This is a genomic window from Pseudomonas sp. ADAK2 (assembly GCF_012935755.1).
GTDB lineage: Bacteria > Pseudomonadota > Gammaproteobacteria > Pseudomonadales > Pseudomonadaceae > Aquipseudomonas.
Map to the genome: position 1 here is coordinate 4,048,910 of NZ_CP052862.1, position 26,403 is coordinate 4,075,312.

General features: G+C 59.1%; 25 protein-coding genes. 12 read left to right on the plus strand and 13 right to left on the minus strand.

The genetic code is table 11. The annotated features are described in order from the left end of the window. Positions 1-152: 152 nt before the first annotated feature. Positions 153-2,603, minus strand: a complete 2,451-nt coding sequence (locus HKK52_RS18585) for a glycogen/starch/alpha-glucan phosphorylase (protein WP_169372037.1) — start codon at positions 2,601-2,603, stop codon at positions 153-155. A 260-nt stretch (positions 2,604-2,863) separates the two neighbouring features. On the opposite strand from HKK52_RS18585, the gene HKK52_RS18590 reads away from it, so the two are divergent. Continuing rightward, complete coding sequence (locus HKK52_RS18590; protein WP_178117491.1) at positions 2,864-3,304, plus strand: YkgJ family cysteine cluster protein; 441 nt, start codon at positions 2,864-2,866, stop codon at positions 3,302-3,304. Between the two features lie 189 nt (positions 3,305-3,493). Here HKK52_RS18590 and typA read toward each other — a convergent pair whose 3' ends face one another. Together typA and thiI are read right to left on the minus strand one after the other, a co-directional pair. Continuing rightward, a complete protein-coding gene (typA, locus tag HKK52_RS18595; protein WP_054055316.1) occupies positions 3,494-5,314 on the minus strand; it encodes a translational GTPase TypA in 1,821 nt (606 codons plus the stop codon). Between the two features lie 139 nt (positions 5,315-5,453). Next, positions 5,454-6,908, minus strand: coding sequence for a tRNA uracil 4-sulfurtransferase ThiI (thiI, locus tag HKK52_RS18600; protein WP_169372039.1), 1,455 nt, complete (start codon positions 6,906-6,908; stop codon positions 5,454-5,456). 330 nt (positions 6,909-7,238) lie between these two features. Here thiI and glnA point away from each other — a divergent pair, with 330 nt between their 5' ends. The 5 genes from glnA (at position 7,239) to ntrC (ending at position 12,799) form a co-directional block, all read left to right on the plus strand. Next, positions 7,239-8,645, plus strand: a complete 1,407-nt coding sequence (gene glnA, locus HKK52_RS18605) for a glutamate--ammonia ligase (RefSeq protein WP_149659114.1) — start codon at positions 7,239-7,241, stop codon at positions 8,643-8,645. A 278-nt stretch (positions 8,646-8,923) separates the two neighbouring features. Next, positions 8,924-9,433, plus strand: coding sequence for a DUF4124 domain-containing protein (locus HKK52_RS18610; protein ID WP_169372040.1), 510 nt, complete (start codon positions 8,924-8,926; stop codon positions 9,431-9,433). Next, positions 9,430-10,050 carry a DUF4124 domain-containing protein gene (locus HKK52_RS18615; RefSeq protein WP_169372041.1) on the plus strand — a complete coding sequence of 207 codons (621 nt, stop codon included), beginning with the start codon at positions 9,430-9,432 and terminating at the stop codon, positions 10,048-10,050. Before HKK52_RS18610 ends, HKK52_RS18615 begins: the two co-directional genes overlap by 4 nt. A 230-nt stretch (positions 10,051-10,280) precedes the next feature. Next, positions 10,281-11,366 carry a nitrogen regulation protein NR(II) gene (glnL, locus tag HKK52_RS18620; RefSeq protein ID WP_169372042.1) on the plus strand — a complete coding sequence of 362 codons (1,086 nt, stop codon included), beginning with the start codon at positions 10,281-10,283 and terminating at the stop codon, positions 11,364-11,366. Next, the gene (gene ntrC, locus HKK52_RS18625) at positions 11,363-12,799 is read left to right on the plus strand and encodes a nitrogen regulation protein NR(I) (protein ID WP_133837829.1); all 1,437 of its coding nucleotides are present in this window, start codon (positions 11,363-11,365) and stop codon (positions 12,797-12,799) included. The genes glnL and ntrC overlap by 4 nt, the downstream gene beginning before the upstream one ends. 577 nt (positions 12,800-13,376) lie before the next feature. Here ntrC and HKK52_RS18630 read toward each other — a convergent pair. After that, positions 13,377-13,817 carry a hypothetical protein gene (locus HKK52_RS18630; protein ID WP_169372043.1) on the minus strand — a complete coding sequence of 147 codons (441 nt, stop codon included), beginning with the start codon at positions 13,815-13,817 and terminating at the stop codon, positions 13,377-13,379. Here HKK52_RS18630 and HKK52_RS18635 point away from each other — a divergent pair. After that, a complete protein-coding gene (locus HKK52_RS18635) occupies positions 13,816-14,271 on the plus strand; it encodes a tRNA (cytidine(34)-2'-O)-methyltransferase (RefSeq protein ID WP_007949025.1) in 456 nt (151 codons plus the stop codon). The two genes, HKK52_RS18630 and HKK52_RS18635, sit on opposite strands and share 2 nt — an antisense overlap. Before the next feature lie 110 nt (positions 14,272-14,381). Here HKK52_RS18635 and secB read toward each other — a convergent pair whose 3' ends face one another. Genes secB through HKK52_RS18650 form a run of 3 tightly spaced genes read right to left on the minus strand, consistent with a single transcriptional unit; the run spans position 14,382 to position 15,576 of the window. Then, positions 14,382-14,867, minus strand: a complete 486-nt coding sequence (gene secB / locus HKK52_RS18640) for a protein-export chaperone SecB (protein ID WP_169372044.1) — start codon at positions 14,865-14,867, stop codon at positions 14,382-14,384. A gap of 39 nt (positions 14,868-14,906) precedes the next feature. Next, complete coding sequence (gene grxC, locus HKK52_RS18645) at positions 14,907-15,161, minus strand: glutaredoxin 3 (protein WP_010464569.1); 255 nt, start codon at positions 15,159-15,161, stop codon at positions 14,907-14,909. A gap of 1 nt (position 15,162) precedes the next feature. Beyond that, positions 15,163-15,576 carry a rhodanese-like domain-containing protein gene (locus HKK52_RS18650; RefSeq protein ID WP_169372045.1) on the minus strand — a complete coding sequence of 138 codons (414 nt, stop codon included), beginning with the start codon at positions 15,574-15,576 and terminating at the stop codon, positions 15,163-15,165. 153 nt (positions 15,577-15,729) lie between these two features. On the opposite strand from HKK52_RS18650, the gene gpmI reads away from it, so the two are divergent. The 5 genes from gpmI (at position 15,730) to HKK52_RS18675 (ending at position 22,515) form a co-directional block, all read left to right on the plus strand. Beyond that, positions 15,730-17,259, plus strand: coding sequence for a 2,3-bisphosphoglycerate-independent phosphoglycerate mutase (gene gpmI, locus HKK52_RS18655; RefSeq protein WP_169372046.1), 1,530 nt, complete (start codon positions 15,730-15,732; stop codon positions 17,257-17,259). Between the two features lie 136 nt (positions 17,260-17,395). Continuing rightward, positions 17,396-18,691, plus strand: a complete 1,296-nt coding sequence (locus HKK52_RS18660) for a murein hydrolase activator EnvC family protein (RefSeq protein WP_169372047.1) — start codon at positions 17,396-17,398, stop codon at positions 18,689-18,691. Between the two features lie 34 nt (positions 18,692-18,725). Next, the gene (locus HKK52_RS18665) at positions 18,726-20,054 is read left to right on the plus strand and encodes a S41 family peptidase (protein ID WP_149659104.1); all 1,329 of its coding nucleotides are present in this window, start codon (positions 18,726-18,728) and stop codon (positions 20,052-20,054) included. A 1-nt stretch (position 20,055) separates the two neighbouring features. Continuing rightward, positions 20,056-20,832, plus strand: coding sequence for a divergent polysaccharide deacetylase family protein (locus HKK52_RS18670; RefSeq protein ID WP_169372048.1), 777 nt, complete (start codon positions 20,056-20,058; stop codon positions 20,830-20,832). Between the two features lie 186 nt (positions 20,833-21,018). Then, positions 21,019-22,515 carry a trypsin-like serine peptidase gene (locus HKK52_RS18675; protein ID WP_169372049.1) on the plus strand — a complete coding sequence of 499 codons (1,497 nt, stop codon included), beginning with the start codon at positions 21,019-21,021 and terminating at the stop codon, positions 22,513-22,515. Here the strand turns inward: HKK52_RS18675 and HKK52_RS18680 are convergent. The 6 genes from HKK52_RS18680 to hisB form a co-directional block, all read right to left on the minus strand. Then, entirely contained in the window at positions 22,506-23,261 is a 756-nt protein-coding gene (locus HKK52_RS18680) for a substrate-binding periplasmic protein (protein WP_169372050.1), read from the minus strand. The two genes, HKK52_RS18675 and HKK52_RS18680, sit on opposite strands and share 10 nt — an antisense overlap. Before the next feature lie 75 nt (positions 23,262-23,336). Next, a complete protein-coding gene (hisF, locus tag HKK52_RS18685) occupies positions 23,337-24,107 on the minus strand; it encodes an imidazole glycerol phosphate synthase subunit HisF (protein WP_092274691.1) in 771 nt (256 codons plus the stop codon). A gap of 9 nt (positions 24,108-24,116) precedes the next feature. Further along, positions 24,117-24,854 carry a 1-(5-phosphoribosyl)-5-[(5-phosphoribosylamino)methylideneamino]imidazole-4-carboxamide isomerase gene (gene hisA, locus HKK52_RS18690; RefSeq protein WP_010464588.1) on the minus strand — a complete coding sequence of 246 codons (738 nt, stop codon included), beginning with the start codon at positions 24,852-24,854 and terminating at the stop codon, positions 24,117-24,119. Positions 24,855-24,896: 42 nt separating this feature from the next. Next, the gene (locus HKK52_RS18695; RefSeq protein WP_008024930.1) at positions 24,897-25,154 is read right to left on the minus strand and encodes a DUF2164 domain-containing protein; all 258 of its coding nucleotides are present in this window, start codon (positions 25,152-25,154) and stop codon (positions 24,897-24,899) included. Further along, a complete protein-coding gene (gene hisH, locus HKK52_RS18700) occupies positions 25,155-25,793 on the minus strand; it encodes an imidazole glycerol phosphate synthase subunit HisH (RefSeq protein WP_169372051.1) in 639 nt (212 codons plus the stop codon). Continuing rightward, complete coding sequence (hisB, locus tag HKK52_RS18705) at positions 25,793-26,386, minus strand: imidazoleglycerol-phosphate dehydratase HisB (protein ID WP_003218037.1); 594 nt, start codon at positions 26,384-26,386, stop codon at positions 25,793-25,795. Before hisB ends, hisH begins: the two co-directional genes overlap by 1 nt. Positions 26,387-26,403 lie beyond the last annotated feature (17 nt).

Consider the following 26,403-nt stretch of genomic DNA (forward strand, 5'->3'; position numbering starts at 1 on the left):
CCCAATCCATGGCACACGCAAAACCTGTAGGAGCGAGGCTTGCCCGCGAAAGCGTTTACGCAGACGCCACTGAAACATCCGGCAAAACTGACGCTTAGTATATCGATCCGGCCCAACGTACGTTGGGCCTTGCTCGCAATTATTGCTAAAAGTTACTCCAAAGCCTTCCAGATATCGGTGGCGTACTCACGAATCGTCCGATCCGACGAGAACCAGCCCATCCGCGAGGTGTTCAATACCGCCGAACGCCACCATGCTTGCGAATCATGCCAATGCGCTTCGACACGCATCTGCGCGTCCCAATAGGAATCGAAGTCGGCACAGACCAGGAAGCGGTCGTAGTCGATCAGCGAGTCGATCAGCCCGGTATAGCGCGATGGATCATCCGGCGAGAACACCCCGCCGCGAATCGCTTGCAGCACATCATTAAGGCGATGGGACGCTGCGATGTCCGGCACGGCATTGAACTCATGATTCTGCTTGCGCGCTTCCACCTGCTGCGCGCTGAGGCCGAAGATGAACATGTGCTCCACGCCGATCTGCTCGCTCATCTCGACGTTGGCGCCATCGAGCGTGCCAATGGTCAGCGCGCCGTTGAGGCCGAACTTCATGTTACTGGTGCCCGACGCCTCGAAGCCGGCCGTGGAAATCTGCTCCGACAAATCCGCCGCCGGAATGATGCTCTCCGCCAGGCTGACGTTGTAGTTGGGCAGGAACACAACCTTGAGCAAACCGCGCACAGTCGGGTCGTTGTTGACCACTCGAGCGATGTCGTTGGTCAACTTGATGATCAACTTGGCCTGGTGATAACTCGCCGCCGCCTTGCCGGCGAAGATCTTCACCCGTGGCACCCAGTCGATTTCCGGCTCGGCACGAATCGCCTGGTACAGCGCGACAGTGTGCAGCAGGTTGAGCAACTGGCGTTTGTATTCGTGGATCCGCTTGACCTGCACGTCGAACATCGCCGCCGGGTTGACCGCGATCCCCAGCCGTTCATGAATCAGATACGCCAAGGCTTTCTTGCTGTGCAGCCGCTGCTCGGCGAAAGCCTTGCGGAATGCGGTCCTCTCAGCGAACGGTTCCAGATCACGCAACCGCTCCTCCGGGTTATCCAGCAAATCAGGACCGAGGGCATCGACCAGCATCGACGTGAGTTCGGAGTTGGCCTGGTACAGCCAGCGGCGGAAGGTGATGCCGTTGGTCTTGTTGTTGATCCGCTCCGGGTAGAGCTTGTGCAGTTCGGAGAACACGGTTTTGCGCATCAATTGCGTGTGCAACGCCGACACACCGTTGACGCTGTGCGAGCCGAGGAACGCCAGGTTGCCCATGCGCACACGGCGGCCGTTGTCTTCCTCGATCAGCGACACCGCGCGCAGCACGTCGAAGTCGTGAATGCCTTTGGCCCGCAGCGAGTCGATGTGCTGGGCGTTGATCAGGTAAATGATCTGCATGTGCCGTGGCAGCATGCGTTCCATCAAACCGACCGGCCAGGTTTCCAGCGCTTCCGGCAGCAGCGTGTGGTTGGTGTACGACAGCGTGTCGACCGTGACCTGCCATGCGGCATCCCACGCGACATCGTAGACGTCGACTAGCTGGCGCATCAGCTCGGCCACGGCAATCGAGGGGTGAGTGTCGTTGAGCTGGATCGCCGCGTGGTCGCCCAGGGTCAACACCGAGGTGTGCATGTTGCGATGGCGGCGCAGCAAATCCTGCAGGGACGCGGCGACGAAGAAGTATTCCTGACGCAGGCGCAGTTCCTGGCCGGCTTCGGTGCTGTCCGCCGGGTAAAGCACGCGGGAAATACTTTCGGCCCGGGCCACTTCGGCCACAGCGCCCAAGTGGTCGCCAGCGTTAAAGCGCTCCAGGTGCAAATCTTCCACGGCGCGGGCACGCCACAAACGCAAGGTGTTGACGCTGGCACCGCGCCAGCCGACCACGGGGGTATCGTAGGCAATCGCCCGCACGGTTTCCGCCGGGGTCCAGACTTGCTTGGTCTTGCCGGTTTCATCGGTGACGGTTTCGACGCTGCCGCCAAAGCCGATCGGGTACACGACCTCTGGCCGCTCGAACTCCCACGGGTTACCGAAATCCAGCCAATGCTCGGTTTGTTCCTGCTGCCAGCCATCGACAATCGCCTGGCGGAACAAGCCGTGTTCATAACGAATGCCATAGCCATGGCCGGCGATGCCGAGGGTCGACATGCTTTCCATGAAGCACGCCGCCAGGCGACCGAGGCCGCCGTTGCCGAGCGCCGCATCGGGCTCCAGCAAGCGGATGCGCTCCAGGTCGACACCGAGTTCGGTCAACGCTTCGCGGGCGACGTCGAGCAGGCCAAGGTTGCTCAGGCTGTCGTAGAGCAAGCGGCCGATGAGGAATTCCAGGGACAGGTAGTAAACCCGTTTCTGGCCTTTGCGGTAGATCTGCCGGGTGTGGTCCATCCAGTGCTCGACCATGTGGTCACGCGCTGCCAGGGCAATGGCTTCGAACCAGTCGTGGTCGAAGGCGTGATCCGGGTCTTTGCCCACCGCGTAGGTGAGTTTGGTCAAGACGGCGTCGCGAAATGCGGCCACCTCTGCTTCACGAACAAGTGGTTCTTGAGTCATCGATAGGACCTCGAGCGAGCTTTGAGTTGTCTGAGCCTAGACGGTCTGACAGGCGGTATGGGCTCTGGTTCGGCAGTTTTTCCTGATAGTGCGAGATAGGTCGGCATTACATTGTCGGGTGTCTGAATCAATGCAGGGGCCGTGCCGGATTAACGGTGATTATTGGGTGATCCAGAAAAAAACTGGCGAAAGGTTGTTCAAAAATCCACCAGTCCCGGTATGATCGCGCGCCCTGATGCACACGCTGGTAACAACCGATGATGAAGTCCAACCTGATCGCCGCCGCGGAGATCGACCGCCTCGATACCTGGGCCAAATACTCTGCGCCGATGTGCGGTTCCTGCATATCCAGCTGCTGCACCTTGCCGGTCGAGGTCAAGATCAAGGATCTGATCCGCATCGGCATCGTCGACGAGTTCGAGCGCGGCGAGCCGGCGAAGAACATCGCCAAGCGCTTGCAGAAGGAAGGGATCGTCGAGCGTTACAACCAGAAGTCCGAGATCTTCACTCTCCAGCGCATGAGCAACAACGATTGCCTGTACCTGGATCGTAAGAGCCGTCTGTGCACTATTTATGAAAAGCGCCCGGATACTTGCCGCAACCACCCGAAAATCGGCCCACGGCCGGGGTATTGCGCTTACAAGCCTAAAGAAGTGGCGCGTGAGAGCAGCGAGAGCCGCCGTACCCTCGAAAAATTCTGATCCGCAATTGATCGTTCCCACGCTCCGCGTGGGAATGCAGCCCGGGACGCTCTGCGTCCCAAAGCGGACGCGGAGCGTCCATTGAGGCATTCCCACGCGGAGCGTGGGAACGATCATCTTGCGCCAGACAAACAAAAACGCCCCCGACCTTGCGGTCGGGGGCGTTTTTTTGTCAGCTAACTAAATAACTTAGTTACCGGACTTCTTGGCAGCGCGGGTACGCTCGCTTTCGCCCAGGATCTTCTTACGAAGACGGATGGACTTAGGAGTGACTTCGCACAATTCGTCTTCTTGAACGAATTCCAGAGCTTGTTCCAGGGTGAAACGGATAGGCGGAACCAGAGCGATGGTTTCGTCTTTACCCGAGGCACGCATGTTGTCGAGCTTCTTGCCTTTGGTTGGGTTGACGCCCAGGTCGTTGTCGCGGCTGTTGATGCCGACGATTTGACCTTCGTACACGTCTTCGCCGTGACCCAGGAACAGTTTGCCGCGAGCTTGCAGGGTTTCCAGCGAGTAAGTCAGAGCCTTACCGGTAGCAACCGAAACCAGCACGCCGTTCTGACGGCCGGACATGTCGCCGGACTTCATCACGTCGTAACGGTCGAAGATCGAGGTCAGGATGCCTGCACCGGAGGTCAGGGTCAGGAACTCGTTACGGAAACCGATCAAGCCACGAGCCGGGATGTTGTACTCAAGGCGCACACGGCCCTTGCCATCCGGAACCATGTTGGTCAGGTCGCCTTTACGGATACCGATCTGTTCCATGATCGAACCTTGCGATTCTTCTGGCAGGTCGATGGTCACGTTTTCGTACGGTTCGTGCTTCACGCCGTCAACCATACGGATGATCACTTCCGGACGACCAACACCCATTTCGAAGCCTTCGCGACGCATGGTTTCGATCAGTACCGAGAGGTGCAGCTCACCACGGCCGGAGACTTTGAACTTGTCGGCGGTGTCGCCTTCTTCAACGCGCAGGGCAACGTTGTAGAGCAGTTCTTTGTCCAGACGTTCCTTGATGTTACGGGACGTCACGAACTTGCCTTCTTTACCGCAGAAAGGCGAGTCGTTTACCTGGAAGGTCATGGAAACGGTTGGTTCGTCAACGGTCAGCGGCTTCATCGCTTCGACGTTCAGTGGGTCGCACAGAGTGTCGGAGATGAACAGCTGGTCGAAGCCGCTGATGCAGACGATGTCGCCGGCAGCTGCTTCTTCAACGTCGATACGGTGCAGACCGTGGTGACCCATCAGCTTCAGGATACGACCGGTACGCTTCTTGCCGTCGGCGTCGATAGCGACAACCGGAGTGTTCGGCTTGATGCGGCCACGAGCGATACGGCCAACGCCGATAACACCCAGGAAGCTGTTGTAGTCCAGTGCCGAGATTTGCATCTGGAACGGACCATCGCGGTCGACTTTCGGCGCAGGTACGTTGTCGACGATCGACTGGTACAGCGGGGTCATGTCTTCAGCCATGTCGGTGTGTTCCAGACCGGCAATGCCGTTCAGGGCCGAGGCGTAGACGACTTTGAAGTCCAGCTGTTCTTCGGTAGCACCGAGGTTGTCGAACAAGTCGAAGATCTGGTCCAGAACCCAGTCCGGACGCGCGCCTGGACGGTCGACCTTGTTGATCACCACGATTGGACGCAGGCCGGCTTCGAAAGCCTTCTTGGTCACGAAACGGGTTTGCGGCATAGGGCCGTCTTGAGCGTCAACCAGCAGCAGAACGGAGTCAACCATCGACATTACGCGTTCAACTTCGCCGCCGAAGTCGGCGTGGCCCGGGGTGTCCACGATGTTGATGTGGTAGCCGTTCCAGTTGATGGCGGTGTTTTTCGCCAGAATGGTAATACCGCGCTCTTTCTCCTGGTCGTTGGAGTCCATCACGCGCTCGTCGTTGAGCTCGTTGCGCTCCAGGGTGCCGGATTGACGCAAGAGTTTGTCTACCAGGGTGGTTTTACCATGGTCAACGTGAGCAATGATGGCGATGTTGCGTAGATTTTCGATCACTTGTGTATCTCGATCAGAGGATTCGGTGTGCTGACAAGTCTTGGCAGCGATTAACAGTAGAGTCCGGCAAAGCCGTTACAGCTTGACGGCGGCGTCGGGGGGCCGGTGACGCAGGCCACAGGCAAACAGCCCCGGGCACTTAGCTCGGTCGATAAACGCGCACATTGGCATGCCCCTCACTGAGCAAATGGTGGGCATGCAGGCGACTCATCACGCCTTTGTCGCAATACAGCAGGTACTGGCGAGTAGGGTCCAGTTCCTTGAAACGAGCGTTCAATGCATAAAACGGCATCGTCTGTACCTCAATGCCAGCCAGTTCCAGCGGCTCGTCTTCAGCGGCATCCGGGTGACGGATGTCGATGATGATCTGGCCCGCCAGAGCGTCGCTGACTTCTTCGATCTGCAAGTCCTGGCCCAATTCGTCGATCACGCGATCGATCGGCACCAGTTTGGCGTTTTCGAGCGCACGCTCGAGGACCGCCATGTCGAACTGTTGTTCTTCGTACTCCACGCGGTTGCGCTTGGCGTGGGTCTTGGGGTTCACCGAGATGACCCCGCAGTATTCCGGCATGTGCTTGGCGAAGTCGGCCGTGCCGATTTCGTTGGCCAGGTCGATGATGTCCTGCTTGTGACTGGCGATCAGCGGGCGCAAGACCAGCTTCTCGGTCACGCAGTCGATCAGGGACAGGTTCGGCAACGTCTGGCTCGAAACCTGGGAGATCGCCTCACCGGTGACCAGCGCATCGATATCGAGCCGATCGGCAATCTTCGATGCAGCGCGCAACATCATACGCTTCAAAACTACGCCCATATGACTGTTATCGACTTTCCCGAGAATTTCTCCCAGTACTTCTTCGAAAGGCACACTGACAAATAACACGCGTTGGGAGCTGCCGTACTTCTTCCAGATGAAGTGCGCGACTTCCATGACGCCCAGTTCATGGGCCCTGCCGCCCAAGTTAAAGAAGCAGAAATGGCTCATCAGGCCACGGCGCATGATCTGGTAGGCGGCGACTGTCGAGTCAAAGCCGCCGGACATCAGTACAAGCGTCTGTTCCAGCGCTCCCAGCGGATAACCGCCGATGCTGTTGTGCTGGCTGTGGATCACATACAACCGTTGGTCGCGAATTTCGATGCGAACTTCGATTTCCGGCTCTTTCAGGGAAATCCCGGCGGCGCCGCACTGACGACGCAGCTGGCTGCCGACGTATTTCTCCACGTCCATGGACGTGAAGGTGTGGTGCCCGCCGCGCTTGCAGCGCACCGAAAAGATCTTCCCGGCCAATGCATCGCCGTAATGCTCTTTGCACTTGGCGACGATGTCGTCGAAGTCACCCAGCGGGTATTCGTCGACCTGCAGGAAATGCGCGATGCCCGGCATGCAGCTCAGGCGCTCGGTCATCTCCTTCAGGGCCCGGGGCTCAGTGACGCGGGTTTCCAGCTCGAGGTTGTCCCACACACCGTTCACCACCACAGCCGGGTCCAGATCGCGGAGCACGGCACGGATGTTCTTGGCCAACTGGCGGATGAAACGCATCCGTACCGGGCGGCTCTTGATGGTGATCTCGGGAAAGACTTTTACGATTAGTTTCATGAAAACAGCGCGCGCTGGGCCAGCCGAAAAAGGGGGGCGCGGATTATAGCGGAAATTGCTCAAGGTTTAACCAGTTAATATGCAGAAGGTTTTGCGCGCACCAAAACGGGTCATTTGTGGAAATAGACGCTACATTACAGGGCGCTTATTTCAGCTTTGCGCTGCTTTGCACCTCTATAAGCTTGAAATTGGGGCAAAAAACCCATGGTGGGGCACTGGCATGCAATTTGCTCCCTTGTGAGGCAGGTTGCCTTGGCAGAGTATTCGCGCCGGCATCACCCACATTCTAAGGGCATCCACTACTAAGCCCGAAGCCACCCGGAGGACACTATGTCGAAGTCGGTTCAACTCATCAAAGATCATGACGTCAAGTGGATTGATCTGCGCTTCACGGACACCAAAGGCACTCAGCACCACGTGACCATGCCGGCTCGCGATGCGCTGGATGAAGCTTTCTTCGAAGAAGGCAAAATGTTCGACGGTTCCTCCATCGCTGGCTGGAAAGGCATCGAAGCTTCCGACATGATCCTGCTGCCAGACGACAGCACTGCCGTTCTCGACCCGTTCACCGAAGACCCAACGCTGATCATCGTTTGCGATGTGATCGAGCCTTCGACCATGCAAGGCTACGATCGCGACCCACGTGCGATCGCCAAGCGTGCCGAGGAATACCTGAAGTCGACCGGTATCGGCGACACCGTATTCGTAGGTCCAGAGCCTGAGTTCTTCATCTTCGACCAGGTTAAGTTCAAGTCGGACATCTCCGGCTCGATGTTCAAAATCTTCTCCGAACAAGGCTCGTGGATGTCTGACCAGGACATCGAAGGCGGCAACCACGGCCACCGTCCAGGTATCAAAGGCGGCTACTTCCCGGTTCCTCCGTTCGACCACGACCACGAAATCCGTACCTCCATGTGCAACGCCATGGAAGAAATGGGCCTGGTCATCGAAGTTCACCACCACGAAGTGGCAACTGCCGGCCAGAACGAAATCGGTGTGAAGTTCAACACCCTGGTGGCCAAGGCTGACGAAGTTCAGACTCTGAAATACTGCGTGCACAACGTAGCGGTGGCTTACGGCCGCACCGCGACCTTCATGCCTAAGCCGCTGTATGGCGATAACGGTTCGGGTATGCACGTTCACCTGTCCATCGCCAAAGATGGCAAGAACACCTTCGCTGGCGAAGGCTATGCCGGCCTGTCCGACACCGCCCTGTACTTCATCGGCGGCATCATCAAGCACGGTAAGGCCCTGAACGGCTTCACCAACCCGTCGACCAACTCCTACAAGCGTCTGGTCCCAGGTTTCGAAGCTCCGGTAATGCTGGCCTACTCGGCTCGCAACCGTTCCGCGTCGATCCGTATTCCTTACGTGTCCAGCCCTCGCGCTCGCCGTATCGAAGCGCGCTTCCCGGATCCGGCAGCCAACCCGTACCTGGGCTTCGCTGCACTGTTGATGGCTGGCCTGGACGGCATCCAGAACAAGATCCACCCAGGCGATGCGGCTGACAAAAACCTGTACGACCTGCCGCCTGAAGAGGCGAAAGAGATCCCACAAGTTTGCGGCAGCCTGAAAGAAGCCCTGGAAGAGCTGGACAAGGGCCGCGCGTTCCTGACCAAGGGCGGCGTGTTCTCCGATGACTTCATCGACGCTTACATCGCTCTGAAAAGCGAAGAAGAAATCAAGGTCCGCACCTTCGTACACCCACTGGAATATGAGCTGTACTACAGCTGCTGATCCGGTAGCGCCGGCTACACGCGGCGTGACAAAAAGAGGCCTCCTTCAGGAGGCCTTTTTTGTGGGCGCTCGTTTACCTGATCGTTCCCACGCTCCTCGTGGGAATGCCTCAAGGGAGGCTCCGCGTCCAGTGACGCGGAGCGTCACGGGCTGCATTCCCACGCAGAGCGTGGGAACGATCAAGTCGAGGTAAATCATGCCCAAATGTTTACAACTTGGGCCAACCGCCGCCCCTGACCTATGCTGCACCCCAACGCCTTCGCTTCCGGTCGATTTTTATGGGTCGTGGTTTTCTACTGATGTTGCTGTTGATCGCCCTGCCTGCCGCAGCGCAGATCTATAAGTACACCGACGCCAACGGCAACACCGCCTACAGCAATCAGCCGCCCGATGGCGTCAAGGCGCAGCCGGTGGAGTTGCCGCCGCTCAACAGCGTCGCCCCCTCTACGCCTCCAACACCACAAGACGAAGCCAGCAGCCGCGAACAACCCCGCAGCGCCTACGAGGTGCTGGAACTGACCGGCCTGCCCACCACCGAAGCCCTGCGCGCCAACAACGGCACCTTCACCGTCAGCGTGCTGATCAAGCCGCGCCTGCAAGGTCCGCATCTGTTCAGGCTATTACTGGACGAGCAACCTTACGGCCAGCCGAGCAACGTGCCGATTCTGCAATTGGTGAACATTGATCGCGGCGAACACAGCCTCGCCGTTCAGGTGATCAGCGGGGAGAGCGTGATCCAGCAGAGCCCGAGCGTGACGTTCACCGTGCAACGGGTGCACAAGCCTTGAAGCGCTGGCTACTGCTCGCCTGCCTGATCGCCTTCCCGGCGCTGGCCGACGTCTATACCTACGTCGACGCCCAGGGCAATCGGGTGTTCACCGATCAACCGCGCCCCGGCAATGCCAAGCGTGTGCCGTTGGCCACCAGCAATCGCATGCCCTCAAACCCGACCGGCGCCGCGCCGCTGACTGCCGCGCAAAAAACCGAAGAAAAACCGCTGTTCCACTACGACATGCTGCGCGTGCTGGTGCCGGAACCGGACGCCACGATCCGCAGCAACGCCGGCGAGGTGATTGTCAGCGTTACCAGCGAACCCGGCCTGCAACGCGGCCATCGCTACCGTTTGTTACTCGACGGCCAGCCCACCGCCGAACCCGGCCCCAGTCCGGTGTTCGCCTTGAGCAATATTGATCGCGGCTCCCACAACCTGTCGGTGGAAATCCTCGACGCTCAGGGCCGCACCGTCGAGCGCACGGCCAATCAACCGTTCCACATGCTGCGCATCTCGTTGGCGCAAAAGCGCCAAGTCAAGCCCTGCACCCTCACCGACTACGGCCAACGGCCGGAATGTCCGCTTAAAGACAAACCTCCTGAAGAAAAAAATCCCTTCCTGCGGTTCTTCTAACGCCGTTCAGCTTTGCGCACTATATTGGTGCAAACGGTTGCACCGTTCCCACATCAAAACCCATTTTGGTTCGAAAGTACCCGCGAAAGCTGGCAGAACGCCACGCGATCGAGCGCTAAACGCCCGTTTCAGGCCTTAAACGCTTCTTTTCGGAGCTTTGGTTTGGTTTTTGCATTTTCCTCGCATCAGCGCTCATTTGTTGCGCGCGCCCCGCTCCAAAAGAGGTCCGGATGACCATTAGCGACGCACTGCATCGACTATTACTCGACAACCTGACCACCGCCACCATCCTGCTCGACGCCGAACTGCGCCTCGAGTACATGAACCCGGCGGCGGAGATGCTCCTGGCCATCAGCGGCCAGCGCAGCCATGGGCAGTTCATCAGTGAGTTGTTCACCGAATCCACCGAAGCGCTGAATTCCCTGCGCCAGGCCGTCGAGCAGGCGCACCCGTTCACCAAGCGCGAAGCGATGCTCACCGCCCTCACCGGCCAGACCCTGACCGTCGACTACGCGGTCACGCCAATCCTCAGCAACGGCGACACGATGCTGCTGCTGGAAGTGCATCCCCGTGACCGCTTGCTGCGGATCACCAAGGAAGAGGCGCAACTGTCCAAGCAGGAAACCAGCAAGATGCTGGTGCGCGGGCTCGCTCATGAGATCAAGAACCCGCTGGGTGGGATTCGCGGCGCCGCGCAGTTGCTTGCCCGGGAACTGCCGGAAGAAAGCCTGCGCGATTACACCAACGTGATCATCGAAGAAGCCGACCGTCTGCGCAACCTGGTGGACCGCATGCTCGGCTCGAACAAGCTGCCGTCCCTGGCCATGTGCAACATTCACGAAGTGCTGGAGCGCGTCAGCCATTTGGTCGAGGCCGAAAGCCAGGGCTGCATCACCTTGGTGCGCGACTACGACCCAAGCATTCCCGACGTCCTGATCGACCGCGAACAGATGATTCAGGCCGTCCTTAATATCGTGCGCAACGCGATGCAGGCCATCAGCAGCCAGAACGAGCTGCGCCTGGGCCGCATCAGTCTGCGCACCCGTGCCATGCGCCAGTTCACCATCGGCCACGTGCGCCATCGCCTGGTGACCAAGATCGAGATCATCGACAACGGCCCGGGCATCCCTGCGGATTTGCAGGAAACCATCTTCTTTCCCATGGTCAGCGGCCGCCCGGACGGTACCGGGCTGGGCCTGGCCATTACCCAGAACATCATCAGCCAGCACCAGGGCCTGATCGAGTGTGACAGCCACCCAGGCCACACCACGTTCTCGATCTTTCTGCCACTGGAACAAGGAGCCACATCGACATGAGCCGTAGTGAAACCGTGTGGATCGTCGATGACGACCGTTCTATCCGTTGGGTCCTGGAAAAGGCCTTGCAGCAAGAAGGCATGACCACGCAAAGCTTCGACAGCGCCGATGGCGTGATGAGCCGCCTGGCGCGCCAGCAGCCGGACGTGATCATCTCCGACATCCGCATGCCGGGTGCCAGTGGCCTGGACCTCCTGGCGCGGATTCGCGAACAACACCCACGGCTGCCGGTCATCATCATGACCGCCCACTCCGACCTCGACAGCGCCGTTGCCTCGTATCAGGGCGGCGCGTTCGAATACCTGCCCAAGCCGTTCGATGTCGATGAAGCAGTGTCCCTGGTCAAGCGCGCCAACCAGCACGCTCAGGAACAACAAGGCCTGGAAGTCCCGGTCGCGCTGACCCGCACCCCGGAAATCATCGGCGAAGCGCCGGCGATGCAGGAAGTGTTTCGCGCCATCGGGCGCTTGAGCCACTCCAACATCACCGTGTTGATCAACGGCGAATCCGGCACCGGTAAAGAATTGGTGGCCCACGCCCTGCACCGCCACAGCCCACGGGCGGCGTCGCCATTCATTGCGTTGAACATGGCGGCGATCCCCAAAGACCTGATGGAATCCGAGCTGTTCGGCCATGAGAAAGGCGCGTTCACTGGCGCGGCCAACCTGCGTCGCGGGCGTTTCGAGCAGGCGGACGGCGGCACGCTGTTCCTCGATGAAATCGGCGACATGCCGGCGGACACCCAGACCCGTTTGCTGCGGGTATTGGCCGATGGCGAGTTCTATCGCGTCGGCGGTCATACGCCGGTGAAGGTCGATGTGCGCATCATCGCTGCGACCCACCAGAACCTGGAAACCCTGGTGCATGCCGGGAAATTCCGTGAGGACTTGTTCCACCGCCTCAACGTGATCCGCATTCATATTCCACGGCTGTCGGACCGTCGCGAAGACATCCCGACCCTGGCCAAGCACTTCCTCAGCCGCGCCGCGCAAGAACTGGCGGTGGAACCGAAGCTGCTGAAAAGCGAAACCGAGGAATACCTGAAAAACCTGCCATGGGGCGGCAACGTGCGGCAGCTGGAGAACACTTGCCGCTGGATCACTGTGATGGCTTCCGGGCGCGAAGTGCACATCAGCGACCTGCCGCCAGAGTTGCTAAACCTGCCGCAGGACTCGGCGCCAGTGACCAACTGGGAGCAGGCGCTGCGTCAGTGGGCCGATCAAGCGTTGGCTCGCGGCCAGTCGAGCCTGCTCGACAGCGCCGTGCCGGCGTTCGAGCGGATCATGATCGAAACCGCCCTCAAACACACCGCCGGCCGCCGCCGCGATGCCGCGGTTTTGCTGGGCTGGGGGCGTAATACCCTGACGCGCAAGATCAAGGAATTGGGGATGAAGGTCGATGGTGGGGATGATGATGAGGCGGAAGAGGGTTAACTCTTTCGCCTGATCGTTCCCACGCTCCGCGTGGGAATGCCTTAACGGACGCTCCGCGTTCGGCTCTGGATGGGACGCGGAGCGTCCCGGGCTGCATTCCCACGCAGAGCGTGGGAACGATCAGTGGCGCAGCGAGGCGTGCCCGCGCAGCTTTTGGGGCCATCGTGCACCGCCGCAATGCACCGTGAACCGCAATCGCGCACAGCGACTGATCTCAAATCCCGCCGTCCCTCGCAATGAAACCCACATCACAAAAACGGCTAAGCCCCGAATAACGGGGCTTTCAGCGCTTCGACACGACTTTGTGTTTCATTTTATTAAAACCTGGCACGCCCCCTGCAATAGTCCATTCAGTGATTCAGTTCACTACCCGGTTTCGGGGACCTTGGTACAGGCAGGCCGGGGATTCCCCTCTTTTACATCGGGCTCACACCGCACTTGCGACGAGCCCAACCCGTTTTGGGGCCCTTGATACAGGCAGGTCAGGGGTTCCTTCTTTACACCGGGACTTGCACGCAATGCGCGAGTCCTTGCCGTTTTGGGAACCTTGGTACAGGCAGGCCGGGGATTCCCTCTTTTATTGCTCCCGGAGATGGATCTCCAGCCGCCAGCGGTCATCGACCTCGCTACCGGCCCACTCGCCCTGCAGTGGCCGGGCCGCCACCACCGTCAGCAGCAACCCCCCATCACTCAAACGCACGCGCCAGTTCACGTCTTTGCCGTTGAGCTTGAGCTGACCTTTCTGCGTCTTGCCCTCAGCGCCAAACAGCAACGCCAGGCTGCCATCCACGATCTCGCCGTGGGTCTTGGGTTCGTTGTTGAACCACACCACCAGCCCGTCGTCGGTGACCTCGACCTGCTGCAATTCAGTGGGGTCGGGGGTGGTCAGGCGACCGATCATCAGTCCCACCATCATCCCGACAATCGCCAGCGAACCGATCACCCGCGGGAATAGTTTCGAACGGTTGTCCACGGGCGGCGTAGAATGCCGCTCATCTTTACCTTCGGAGCCGTGCATGTTTCACGTCATCCTTTTCCAACCAGAAATTCCGCCGAATACTGGCAACGTTATCAGGCTGTGCGCCAACAGTGGCTGCCACCTGCATTTGATCGAGCCGCTGGGCTTCGAGATGGACGACAAGCGCCTGCGCCGGGCCGGCCTCGATTACCACGAGTACGCCACCCTGCAACGCCACGCCGACCTCGCCAGTTGCCTGGAAAGCCTCGGCCATCCACGGCTGTTCGCGTTTACCACCAAGGGCTCGCGACCGTTCCATGATGCCAGCTTCGCCGAGGGTGACGCCTTCCTGTTCGGCCCGGAAAGCCGTGGCCTGCCCGCCGAAGTGCTCGATGCCCTGCCCGGCGAACAACGCCTGCGCCTGCCGATGCGCGAAGGCTGTCGCAGCCTGAACCTGTCGAATACCGTGGCCGTCGCGGTGTACGAAGGCTGGCGTCAGCTCGGGTTCAAGTAACCCCGCATCTGGTCGCCTGATCGTTCCCACGCTCCGCGTGGGAACGATCAATGCACCGCCCATGAAAAAAGCGCCTGTTACGGCGCTTTTTTCGTGACTGCATCGAACGCTTATTGAACGGTTGGAGTCTCGCCATCCGCCTGCATGCGTTGCAGCTCCTGTGCGTACAGCGCGTCGAAGTTCACCGGGGCCAGCATCAGGGCCGGGAACGAACCGCGGGTGACCAGGCTGTCCAGGGTTTCGCGAGCGTACGGGAACAGGATGTTCGGGCAGAACGCGCCGAGGGTGTGGCTCATCGAAGCGTCGTCCAGGTTCTTGATCAGGAAGATCCCGGCCTGTTGCACTTCAGCGATGAACGCCACTTCGTCGCCGTTTTTCACGGTAACGGACAACGTCAGCACGACTTCGTGGAAGTCGCCTTCCAGCGCCTTTTGACGGGTGTTCAGATCCAGACCGACGCTCGGTTCCCACTGCTGGCGGAAGATCGCCGGGCTTTTCGGGGCTTCGAAGGACAAGTCACGTACGTAGATGCGCTGCAAGGAGAATTGCGGTGCGGTATCTTCTTCGCTAGCTGCAGTGTTCTGTTGGTCAGTCATCTCAGATCCTTTCTGATCTTGGGTCTTATAGGGAAGGCATTAGGCCTTGAGCATGGCGTCGAGCTTACCCGCGCGCTCAAGGGCAAACAAATCATCACAACCGCCGATGTGGCGCTCGCCGATCCAGATCTGCGGCACGGACGTTCGCCCGGCCTTCTGAGCCATCGCGGCGCGCACCTGCGGCTTGCCATCGACCTTGATCTCTTCGAAGGCCACGCCTTTGTTCTCGAGCAGGTACTTGGCTCGGGAGCAATAAGGGCAGTAATCGCTGGAATAGACGACGACGTTACTCATATCACTTCACCAGCGGCAGGTTGTCGCCTTTCCAGCTGGAAATCCCGCCGGAGAGCTTGGCGGCGGTGAAGCCGGCTTTCAAGAGTTCGCGGGCGTGGGTGCCGGCTGTCTGGCCTTGGGCGTCGACCAGGATGATGGTCTTGTCCTTGTGCTTGTTCAGTTCGCCGACACGTGCAGTCAGTTTGTCGTGAGGAATGTTCAACGCGCCAACGATGTGGCCGGCGGCGAAATCCTTGGTCGAACGGATGTCGATCACCACGCCTGCGTCCTTGTTGACCAGCCCGGTCAGTTCACCGGTGCTCAGGCTTCGACCGCCACCTTTCATCTCATGGGCGATCAGCAGAGCCAGCAGAACAACGAAAATACCGGCCAGCAAATAGTGGGTGGTGGCAAATGCAATCAGGTGATCAAGCATTTAAGGTGGTTCCAGGGCGTGAAAAGTGGGCCAGTATACACAGCCCCTATGGCGGGCCAAACCCCGTCCGGCGGTGACGCGGTCGGAACTTCGCTTTAAACTGCCACTCCCTTTTCCATCGCCCTCTTTTTAACTCAGCCACGAGTGGAATCCATGACTACCACGCCTAAACCTTTGGTCCTGATTATTCTCGATGGCTTCGGTCACAGTGAGAGCCACGAAGCCAACGCTGTGTACTCGGCCAGGAAGCCCGTACTCGACCGTCTGTCGGCCACCGTGCCCAACGGCCTGATCTCGGGTAGCGGCATGGACGTCGGCTTGCCCGACGGCCAGATGGGCAACTCCGAAGTCGGCCACATGAACCTCGGGGCCGGCCGCGTGGTGTATCAGGACTTCACCCGCGTGACCAAATCGATCCGCGACGGCGAGTTCTTCGAGAACCCGACCATCTGCGCCGCCGTGGATAAAGCCGTCGCTGCCGGTAAAGCCGTGCATTTCATGGGCCTGCTGTCCGAGGGCGGCGTGCACAGCCACCAGGATCACCTGGTCGCCATGGCCGAACTGGCCTTCAAGCGCGGCGCGGAAAAAATCTACCTGCACGCCTTCCTCGACGGTCGCGACACGCCGCCGAAAAGCGCCCAGTCGTCCATCGAATTGCTCGACGCGACCTTCCAGGCCCTCGGCAAAGGCCGGATCGCCAGCATCGTCGGCCGTTATTTCGCCATGGACCGCGACAACCGTTGGGACCGCGTGGCTCAGGCCTACAACCTGATTGTCGACGGCAAGGGCGAATTCAACGCCGCCACCGCCCAGGAAGGCCTGGAAGCAGCTTATGAGCGTGGCGAGAGCGACGAATTCGTCAAAGCCACCTCCATCGGCGAGCCGGTGAAAGTCGAAGACGGCGACGCCGTGGTGTTCATGAACTTCCGCGCCGACCGCGCCCGTGAGCTGACTCGCGTGTTCGTCGAAGACGGTTTCAAAGAGTTCGAACGCGCGCGCCAGCCGAAACTGGCCGGCTTCGTCATGCTGACCCAATATGCTGCGAGCATTCCCGCACCTTCGGCCTTCGCCGCCGGCAGCCTGGAAAACGTGCTGGGCGACTACTTGGCGAAAAACGGCAAGACCCAGCTGCGCATCGCCGAAACCGAAAAATATGCCCACGTGACCTTCTTCTTCTCCGGCGGTCGCGAAGAACCGTTCCCGGGCGAAGAACGCATCCTGATCCCGTCGCCAAAAGTAGCCACTTACGACTTGCAGCCAGAGATGAGCGCGCCGGAAGTTACCGACCGCATCGTCGATGCCATCGACAACCAGCGTTATGACGTGATCGTGGTCAACTACGCCAACGGCGACATGGTCGGCCACAGCGGCAACCTTGAAGCTGCGGTGAAAGCCGTTGAATGCCTGGACCTGTGCGTCGGCCGCATCGTCGATGCCCTGGATAAAGTCGGTGGCGAAGCGTTGATCACCGCTGACCACGGCAACTGCGAGAAAATGTCCGACGAAGAAACTCACCAGGCCCACACCGCTCACACCACCGAGCCGGTGCCGTTCATTTATGTCGGCAAACGTGACTTCAAGGTGCGCGATGGCGGCGTGCTCGCGGACGTGGCGCCGACCATGCTGATGTTGATGGGCCTTGAGAAGCCGGCCGAAATGACTGGCACTTCGATACTGGTCTGATCGTAAAAGCCCCTTATAAACAGCCCGAAACGGCTTTTTATGACGAACGCCTCAAAGCAGTTGCCTTTGAGGCGTTTTTTTTGCGGCGCTTGGCGGGCATACTAGGCCGTCCCTTTCCCTGGTGTCGCCCGCCTCTATGCTTCGCGTCCTGATAGCCCTTGCTCTGACTTGCCTGCTCCAACCGGCCTTCGCTGACGAGCGCGCGCAAACCCAACAACAGTTGGACGCCACGCGTCAGGACATTGCCGAGCTGAAAAAACTGCTGGGCAAGCTCCAGGAAGAAAAATCCGGTGTGCAAAAGGATCTCAAGGGCACCGAGACCGAGATGGGCAAGCTGGAGAAGCAGGTCGACGCTCTGCAAAAAGAGCTGAAGAAAAGCGAATCCGAGCTGCAGCGACTCGATGGTGAGAAAAAAAAACTCCAGAGCGCGCGCATTGAACAGCAACGACTGATCGCCATCCAGGCCCGTGCGGCCTATCAGAATGGCCGTCAGGAGTACCTGAAACTGCTGCTCAACCAGCAGAACCCGGAAAAATTCGCCCGCACCCTCACCTATTACGACTACCTGAGCCAGGCCCGCCTGGAGCAGCTGAAGAATTTCAACGAAACCCTGCGCCAGCTCGCCAATGTCGAAAAAGACATCTCCATGCAACAGGCGCAGTTGCTGGTGCAGAAAAGCAGCCTCGACAGCCAGCGCGACGAACTCGATAAAGTCCGCCAGGAGCGGCAAAAAGTCCTGGCCAAGCTCAACGACGACGTAAAGGCGCGCGATCAGAAGCTCGCCACCCGCGAGCAGGATCAGGCCGACCTGTCTAAAGTCCTTAAAACCATCGAAGAAACCCTGACCCGTCAGGCCCGTGAGGCAGAAGAAGCGCGGCAAAAAGCGCTGATCGCCCAGCAGGAAGCCGAAAAAAAGCGTTTACGTGAGGCTCAGGAACAGGCCGACGCCAACACTGATGCCCCACGCAAACCGCCTAAATCGACACCCGGCGCCCTGGTTTCAAGTTCAGGCGAGACCTTCGGCGGCGCATTTGCTACAGCTCGCGGCAAACTTCCATGGCCGGTTGATGGTCGACTGTTGGCGCGCTTCGGCGAAAGCCGCGGCGATGATGCCCGGACCAAGTGGGATGGGGTGATGATCAGCGCCTCTGCCGGCAGCCAGGTGCATGCCGTGCACGGCGGTCGCGTGGTGTTCGCCGATTGGTTGCGCGGTGCCGGGCTGCTGGTGATTCTGGACCACGGCAACGGTTTCTTGAGTCTTTATGGTCACAACCAGACGCTGCTCAAGTCTGCGGGTGATGTGGTTAAAGCCGGTGAGTCCATCTCCACTGTCGGTAACAGTGGCGGGCAGGACACACCAGCGCTGTATTTCGCAATTCGTCAGCAGGGTCACCCGAGTGATCCGGCGCAATGGTGCCGCGCGCAAGGATAGGCGTTGAGTCACCTACATTAGGAGTTCGTTCGACATGCTGCATTTGTCCCGCCTTACCTCGCTGGCCCTGACGATCGCCCTGGTGATCGGCGCGCCTCTGGCGTTTGCCGCTCAGCCTGCCCCGGCAACTGCGCCAGCTCCTGCACCTGCGGGCACGGCTGCGACCACCAAGGCGCCATTGCCTCTGGACGAGTTGCGCACCTTTGCCGAGGTCATGGACCGGATCAAGGCTGCCTATGTCGAACCGGTCGATGACAAGACGCTGCTGGAAAATGCCATCAAGGGCATGCTCAGCAACCTCGACCCGCACTCCGCCTACCTGGGCCCGGAAGATTTCGCCGAGCTGCAGGAAAGCACCAGCGGCGAATTCGGTGGCCTGGGCATCGAAGTCGGTGCCGAAGACGGTTTCATCAAAGTGGTGTCGCCGATCGATGACACCCCGGCCTCCAAGGCTGGCATCCAGGCTGGCGACTTCATCGTCAAGATCAACGGCGCTCCGACTCGCGGCCAGAGCATGACCGAAGCCGTGGACAAGATGCGCGGCAAGATCGGCCAGAAAATCACCCTGACCCTGGTCCGTGATGGCGGCACACCCTTCGATGTCGTGCTGACCCGCGCCACCATCCAGGTCAAGAGCGTCAAGGCACAGCTGCTGGAATCCGGCTACGGCTACATCCGCATCACCCAGTTCCAGGTCAAGACTGGCGAAGAGGTCTCCAAGGCCCTGGCCAAATTGCGCAAGGACAACGGCAAGAAGCTCAACGGCATCATCCTTGACCTGCGTAACAACCCGGGTGGCGTGCTGCAAGCAGCGGTGGAAGTGGTCGACCACTTCATCACCAAAGGCCTGATCGTCTACACCAAAGGCCGCATCGCCAACTCCGAGCTGCGCTTCTCCGCCACCGGCAAGGACGAAAGTGAAGCCGTGCCGATGGTCGCACTGATCAACGGCGGCAGCGCCTCGGCCTCGGAAATCGTCGCCGGCGCCTTGCAGGATCAGAAACGCGCTGTGGTCATGGGCACCACCAGTTTCGGCAAAGGCTCGGTACAAACCGTGCTGCCGCTGAACAACGATCGCGCCCTGAAGATCACCACGGCACTGTATTACACGCCGAACGGTCGCTCGATCCAGGCCCAAGGCATCGTCCCGGACATCGAAGTACGCAAGGCCAAGATCACCAACGAGCAGGACGGCGAGTACTTCAAGGAAGCCGATCTGCAAGGTCACCTGGGCAATGGCAACGGCGGCGCCGACAAGCCGACCTCCAGCAGCAAAGCCAAGGCGATGCCGCAGGATGACGACTATCAGCTGGCCCAGGCCCTGAGCCTGCTCAAAGGGCTGAGCATTACCTCCGGCCGCTGAGATGCGCCTGTGGTTCATCCTCGGTCTGTTGTGCTGTCTGGCGGGTGCTGCTCACGCGGAACCCGCCACGACCAAGCCGCACAAGGCCTACCTGACACTGATCATCGATGACCTGGGGCAGAACCTGCCCCGGGATCGTCGCGTGCTCGCCCTGCCCGGCCCGGTAACGACGGCAATCATGCCCGACACGCCCCACGCCGCCGAATTCGCTCGCGAAGCCCATCGCGCCGGCAAGATCGTCATCCTGCACATGCCCATGGACCCGGCCACCGGCCCATTCGCCTGGCACCCTGACTTGCCCATCGAAGAACTTGAGAAACGCCTCAACGCCGCGTTCCAGGCCGTGCCGTACACCGCCGGCATCAACAACCACATGGGCAGCCGCATGACCGCGCAACAACCGGCCATGGCCTGGCTGATGGCGGATTTGCAGCGCCGGCACAAGTTCTTCGTCGACAGCCGCACCAGTGCGCAAACCGTAGGCGCAGCGGAAGCGCAGAAGATTGGATTAGCGAGTGTTTCGCGGGATGTGTTCCTGGATGACGAGCGCACTGAAGCGGCGATCTTTACGCAGTTGCAGACGGCGATAAACCTGGCGCACAAGCAGGGTTCGGCAGTGATGATCGGGCATCCGTATCCGCAGACGCTGGCGGTGCTGGAGCGTGAACTGCCGAAGCTGAAGGCTCAGGGGATTGACTGGATCGACATCAAGTTGATGATCAGTGTGCGCAGCAACAAGGCGATGGCGGGGCATGGGAAGGATGGTGTGTACCGCTAACCCGCAAAATACATTGCTTTGTGTTAAACCAACTGAATTATTCACAACTCCCTATTAAAAATCACCGAGCGACGCTCTAACAACAAGACATACTTCAACTTCACCTCTGCACCCCCCTTCAATTACACTCGCCCCGCACGACTTCACAGTACCTATTTAATACATGCTCAAGACCAAGGATCGGTTATGCATACTAAAATTACGGCACTTTCATTCTTTGCACTAGCGACACTTTCACTTTCCTTCGGCACATTTGCCCAGACGATTCCCGAATCGCCAGAGGCTGTCCTACTTAGTAATAAGGATGGCCAAAACAACAAATGGAACGGTATAGGAAACATATTCAAGGATGGCAGGCGTTATTGCACCGCAAGTTTGCTGGACACTCGAAATGTCAGTCAAACCGCGACAGGGCCTGCGTACATTCTGACCAATGCACACTGCGCTTCAATCGTCTCCGGGGCAATATCCAATGTTCCTTATAAAGGCCAGGTGCAGTTCAATTATTTCCACGACACATTGGAGGGCGCCAAGCGTTACGACATCGAGAAGGTCAGTTGGGCCAGCCTGGCAAGCTCTGACGTCGCCATCCTGGAACTGAAAACTTCTCTGGACACACTGCTGAAGGACGGAATAACGCCACTCAAGTTAGCCACCACAGCGCCTACGAAACGCGATCTGGTACACGTCATTGGTTCGCCTGGCGTAGCCCCCGGCCTCAGGCTTTCCACCTGCACCCAAGAGCCTTCAAAAATCGTGATCGTCAAGTGGGTGACCGTGCTGACGGATTACCTGCAACAAGACTGTAAAGGCATTGCGCCGGGCTCTTCTGGATCGCCGGCACTTGATGCATCGACGGGGGAAATTACCGGGGTATTGTCTGGAACAACCAACGGTCTCTCACCCGACGATCAGTGTTTTTGGCATGGGCTGTGTGACGGCGATAAAACATCGTTCATCCCTCATGACCAAGCGACTCAGAGTCTTCCCGTAGACTTCCTGTCTTATTGCTTCACCAACGAACGATTTAATATAGATGCACAACGCTGCACTTTGAAACCTAACTTCGAATTCAAATCCGAACGAAATGCCGACATTACACTGCATAAAAAACCTGTCGACCGTCATGACAAAGCTCCCACTTGGGGCGTCGACTTTTCAATGAGCACAGCTTTTTATCGCTTTAAAACAGTTCGAGATGCACACGCTTGTTATTCGTCGGATCAATACAGTGGCGCTATCAGTACTGCCAATGCGAGGATTGATGCAACGATTGGTCGAGAGGCGGGTTTGTATTTCCTTTGTCTCATAGGCGTTGAATCTGCTGAACAGCGACCAAGTGCCGGGTTACGCAGAAATACGCAAATATTGACGGCGCGCCTTGTAGAGCCTGTCGCTCCTCAACCGCCAGAACCGACTTACATTCTCGAGAACTACGGATACTACCTGGGAGTCAAGTTGCGAGAAGAAATCTCGCGCTCTATCTGGACTCAATATTATGTAGGTCCGGTAGGGGAAACCGATTGTACGAAAATTGACCGTCAGGATTACAAGCGCGCAGACACTGGATTTGTGGTGAGGATGGATTCACTTCCCCGGACGCTTTGCAGCTTTACTACAAGGAGTGATCTGAATACGTCCAGCGTACGTACCGATTTACTGGAATCCTTGGATCAGAGATAACGCGCCATGATGTCGTCCACCACGCCTTCCTTGCGCAGTTGATCCAGCGCGGACTGAAGCTTGGCGACGATCTCGTCCGGCACTTCTTTATTCAGCGCCAAGTACAACTCGGCGCTGTTGAAGCGCAGCACGGTTTTGAGACCGGTCACGCCGTCCTGCCGGGCCAGATAACGCCCGGCCGGATCGCCAGTGGCCCACAGATCGATCTGCCCACTGACCAATTTCTTGGCATTGTCTTGATCGCGCAGCACCACAATCGGCTTCAACCCCTGCTTCGCCAGGGTTTCGGCAATCGCATCGCCCTTGTAGGCGCCGATCTTGTACTTGCGCGCCTGTTCCAGCGTTTCGAGGGTGATCTTGCTGTCAGCCTTGGCCAGCATGATCCAGTCGTCCGGACCAATCGGGCCGACCCACTTGAAGAGTTTTTCGCGATCCGGCAGCCGCGCCATCACGAATACGCCGTAACCGGGTTTTTCCAGGGCGATCTTGTAGATTCGCTCCCAGGGGAAACGCAGAGTCAGGCTGTAGGTGATGTTGGCGCGCTTGAACATCTCGCGGACGATGTCCACGGCGATGCCATTGATGTTCTCGTCCTGAGCGAAGTTTTTGCCGTTCTTCGCCATGTTGTAGGGCGGGAAGTTTTCCGTCAGCAGCACCAGGTCGGTGGCGGGACTTTCTTCGGCGCGGGCTGCGTTGATGAGCAACAGAGAAGCGCTGGCGAGGACAAGAAGAAAACGTTTGAGCATGTCGGGCTACCGAAATCCATGGCGTGCCCAAGAGTGCCTTGAGCCCGCCATGCTGTCCACTGGCCTGTACCGGTTTTAGCGCATCACGATGCCGCGATGGGCCATGTAGGCCTTGGCTTCCTGCACGGTGTATTCGCCGAAGTGGAAAATACTCGCCGCCAATACCGCACTGGCGTGGCCTTCGATAATACCGTCGGCCAGATGCTGCAGGTTGCCGACGCCGCCGGAAGCGATCACCGGAATACCCAGCGCATCGCTGATGGCGCGGGTGACGCCCAGGTCGAAGCCGTTTTTCATACCATCCTGGTCCATGCTGGTCAGCAGGATTTCACCGGCGCCCAGGCCTTCCATCTTCATCGCCCACTCGACAGCGTCGAGGCCGGTCGGCTTGCGGCCGCCGTGGGTGAAGATTTCCCAGCGCGGGGTTTCGCCCGGCAGTGAAACCTTCTTCGCGTCGATGGCGACGACGATGCATTGCGAGCCGAAATGCTGCGCCGCTTCACCGACGAACTCCGGGTTGAACACCGCGGCAGTGTTGATCGACACCTTGTCCGCGCCGGCATTCAGCAAATTGCGGATGTCCTGCACGGTACGCACGCCACCGCCCACGGTCAACGGGATAAACACCTGGCTGGCCATGCGCTCGACGGTATGCAGCGTAGTGTCGCGGCCATCGACGCTGGCGGTGATGTCGAGGAAGGTAATCTCATCGGCACCCTGCTCGTCATAGCGGCGGGCGATTTCCACCGGGTCACCGGCGTCGCGGATGTTCTCGAACTTCACACCTTTGACGACCCGGCCGTTGTCCACGTCCAGGCAAGGGATGATGCGTTTGGCCAGCGCCATGGTCAGTCCTCAGCCTTTGTACGAATCGCAGAAAGCTTGCGCTTCAGCGACGTCGAGGGTGCCTTCGTAGATCGCCCGGCCGGTGATCGCGCCGATGATGCCCGGCGCCTTGGCGTCGAGCAGCGACTTGATATCACCGAGGTTGTGAATACCGCCGGAAGCGATGACCGGAATGCGCGTGGCGGCGGCCAGCGCGGCGGTGAACGGAACGTTGCAGCCCTGCATCATGCCGTCTTTGGCGATGTCGGTATAAACGATCGCGGACACGCCGTCGGCTTCGAACTGTTTGGCCAGGTCAATCACCTGGATGGTGCTGATTTCAGCCCAGCCGTCGGTGGCGACGAAACCGTCTTTAGCGTCCAGGCCAACGATCACTTTGCCCGGAAACGCGCGGCAGGCTTCAGCGACGAAGGCCGGATCTTTCACGGCTTTGGTGCCGATGATCACGTAGCTCACGCCAGCCTTCACGTAGTGCTCGATGGTTTCCAGGGAACGGATACCGCCGCCGATCTGGATCGGCAGGTTCGGGTAGCGCTTGGCGATGGCGGTGACCACTTCGCCGTTGACCGGCTGGCCTTCGAAGGCGCCGTTCAGGTCGACCAGATGCAGACGACGGCAACCGCCCTCCACCCACTTGGCAGCCATGCTCACCGGGTCATCGGAGAACACTGTGGAATCTTCCATGCGGCCCTGGCGCAGACGAACACAGGCACCGTCCTTGAGATCGATAGCGGGAATAATCAGCATCTGGCAAACCTTCAAATTCGATTGTTCAGCTTCGCTCGAAAATCAGTTTTTCTCGAGCGCCCACAGGTCACTTTCGATGCTTTCGAACCTCTCTTTGAGGTGCGTCTGCACATCGAAAATTGCCCTGTTGTAATAGTGCGGCGCAATTTCGCGGGTAAACAGTTCAAGGATTTCGGCCGCTTCGAATGAACCCAGGTCCAGTTCGAAGCGATCCTCCATGAAGCGCTTGATCTTGTGATTGGCCTCGTTCTCCTGTTCGGGAGTGAGGGTCAGGATCGGCGGCTTCTTCTTGACGGCCATTTACCAGCGACCATCCCACGCGGCGAAGTTCTGCAACAATTGCAGGCCATGGGTATGGCTCTTCTCCGGGTGGAACTGCACGGCGAAACGCGAGCCATCGGCCAGCGCTGCAGCGAAATCGACACCGTAATGACCGCCACCCACCACTTGCCGCGGATTGCCGGCAGCGATGTAGTAGCTGTGCACGAAGTAGAAACGCGCCAGGTCCGGAATGTTGTGCCACAGCGGGTGATCCACCGTCTGTTTCACTTCGTTCCAGCCCATGTGCGGGACTTTCAGGTGTTCGCCGTCTTCATGCAGGTCTTTGCCGAAGAACTTCACCGCGCCCGGGAACAGGCCGATGCAGTCGACGCCGTCGTTCTCTTCACTGCTGTCGAGCAAGGCTTGCATGCCGACGCAGATGCCGAGGAACGGACGGTCCTGGCTGACTTCACGCACCAGCGAGTCGAAACCCAGGCGACGGATCTCCGCCATGCAGTCGCGAATCGCGCCGACGCCGGGGAAAACCACCCGGTCGGCTTCGCGAATCACAGCGGCGTCGCTGGTGATCAAGACCTTGCCGGCACCGACGTGCTCGAGGGCCTTGGCCACCGAGTGCAGGTTGCCCATGCCGTAATCGATAACCGCGACCGTCTGCATTACAGAACGCCTTTGGTCGATGGCATTTGCCCGGCCATGCGGTCATCCAGCTCTACCGCCATGCGCAGGGCGCGGCCGAAAGCCTTGAACACGGTTTCGATCTGGTGGTGGGTGTTGGTGCCACGCAGGTTGTCGATGTGCAGGCTGACCAGGGCATGGTTGACGAAGCCCTGGAAGAATTCCTGGAACAGGTCAACGTCGAAACCGCCGACGGTGGCGCGGGTATAGGGAACGTGCATCTGCAGGCCAGGGCGGCCGGAGAAGTCGATCACCACGCGCGACAGCGCTTCATCGAGCGGCACGTAGGCGTGGCCGTAGCGACGGATGCCTTTCTTGTCGCCAATGGCTTTGGCAAAGGCCTGACCCAGGGTGATACCGACGTCTTCCACGGTGTGGTGGTCGTCGATATGCAGGTCGCCCTTGCTGACAATATCCAGGTCGATCAGCCCGTGACGGGCGATCTGGTCCAGCATGTGCTCAAGAAAAGGAACACCGATATCAAATCGGGCCTTTCCGGTGCCATCCAGGTTGATCGAGGCTTTGATCTGGGTTTCCAGAGTGTCGCGCTCGACAGACGCCTTACGTTCGGCCATCACCAGCTCCGCAAAAT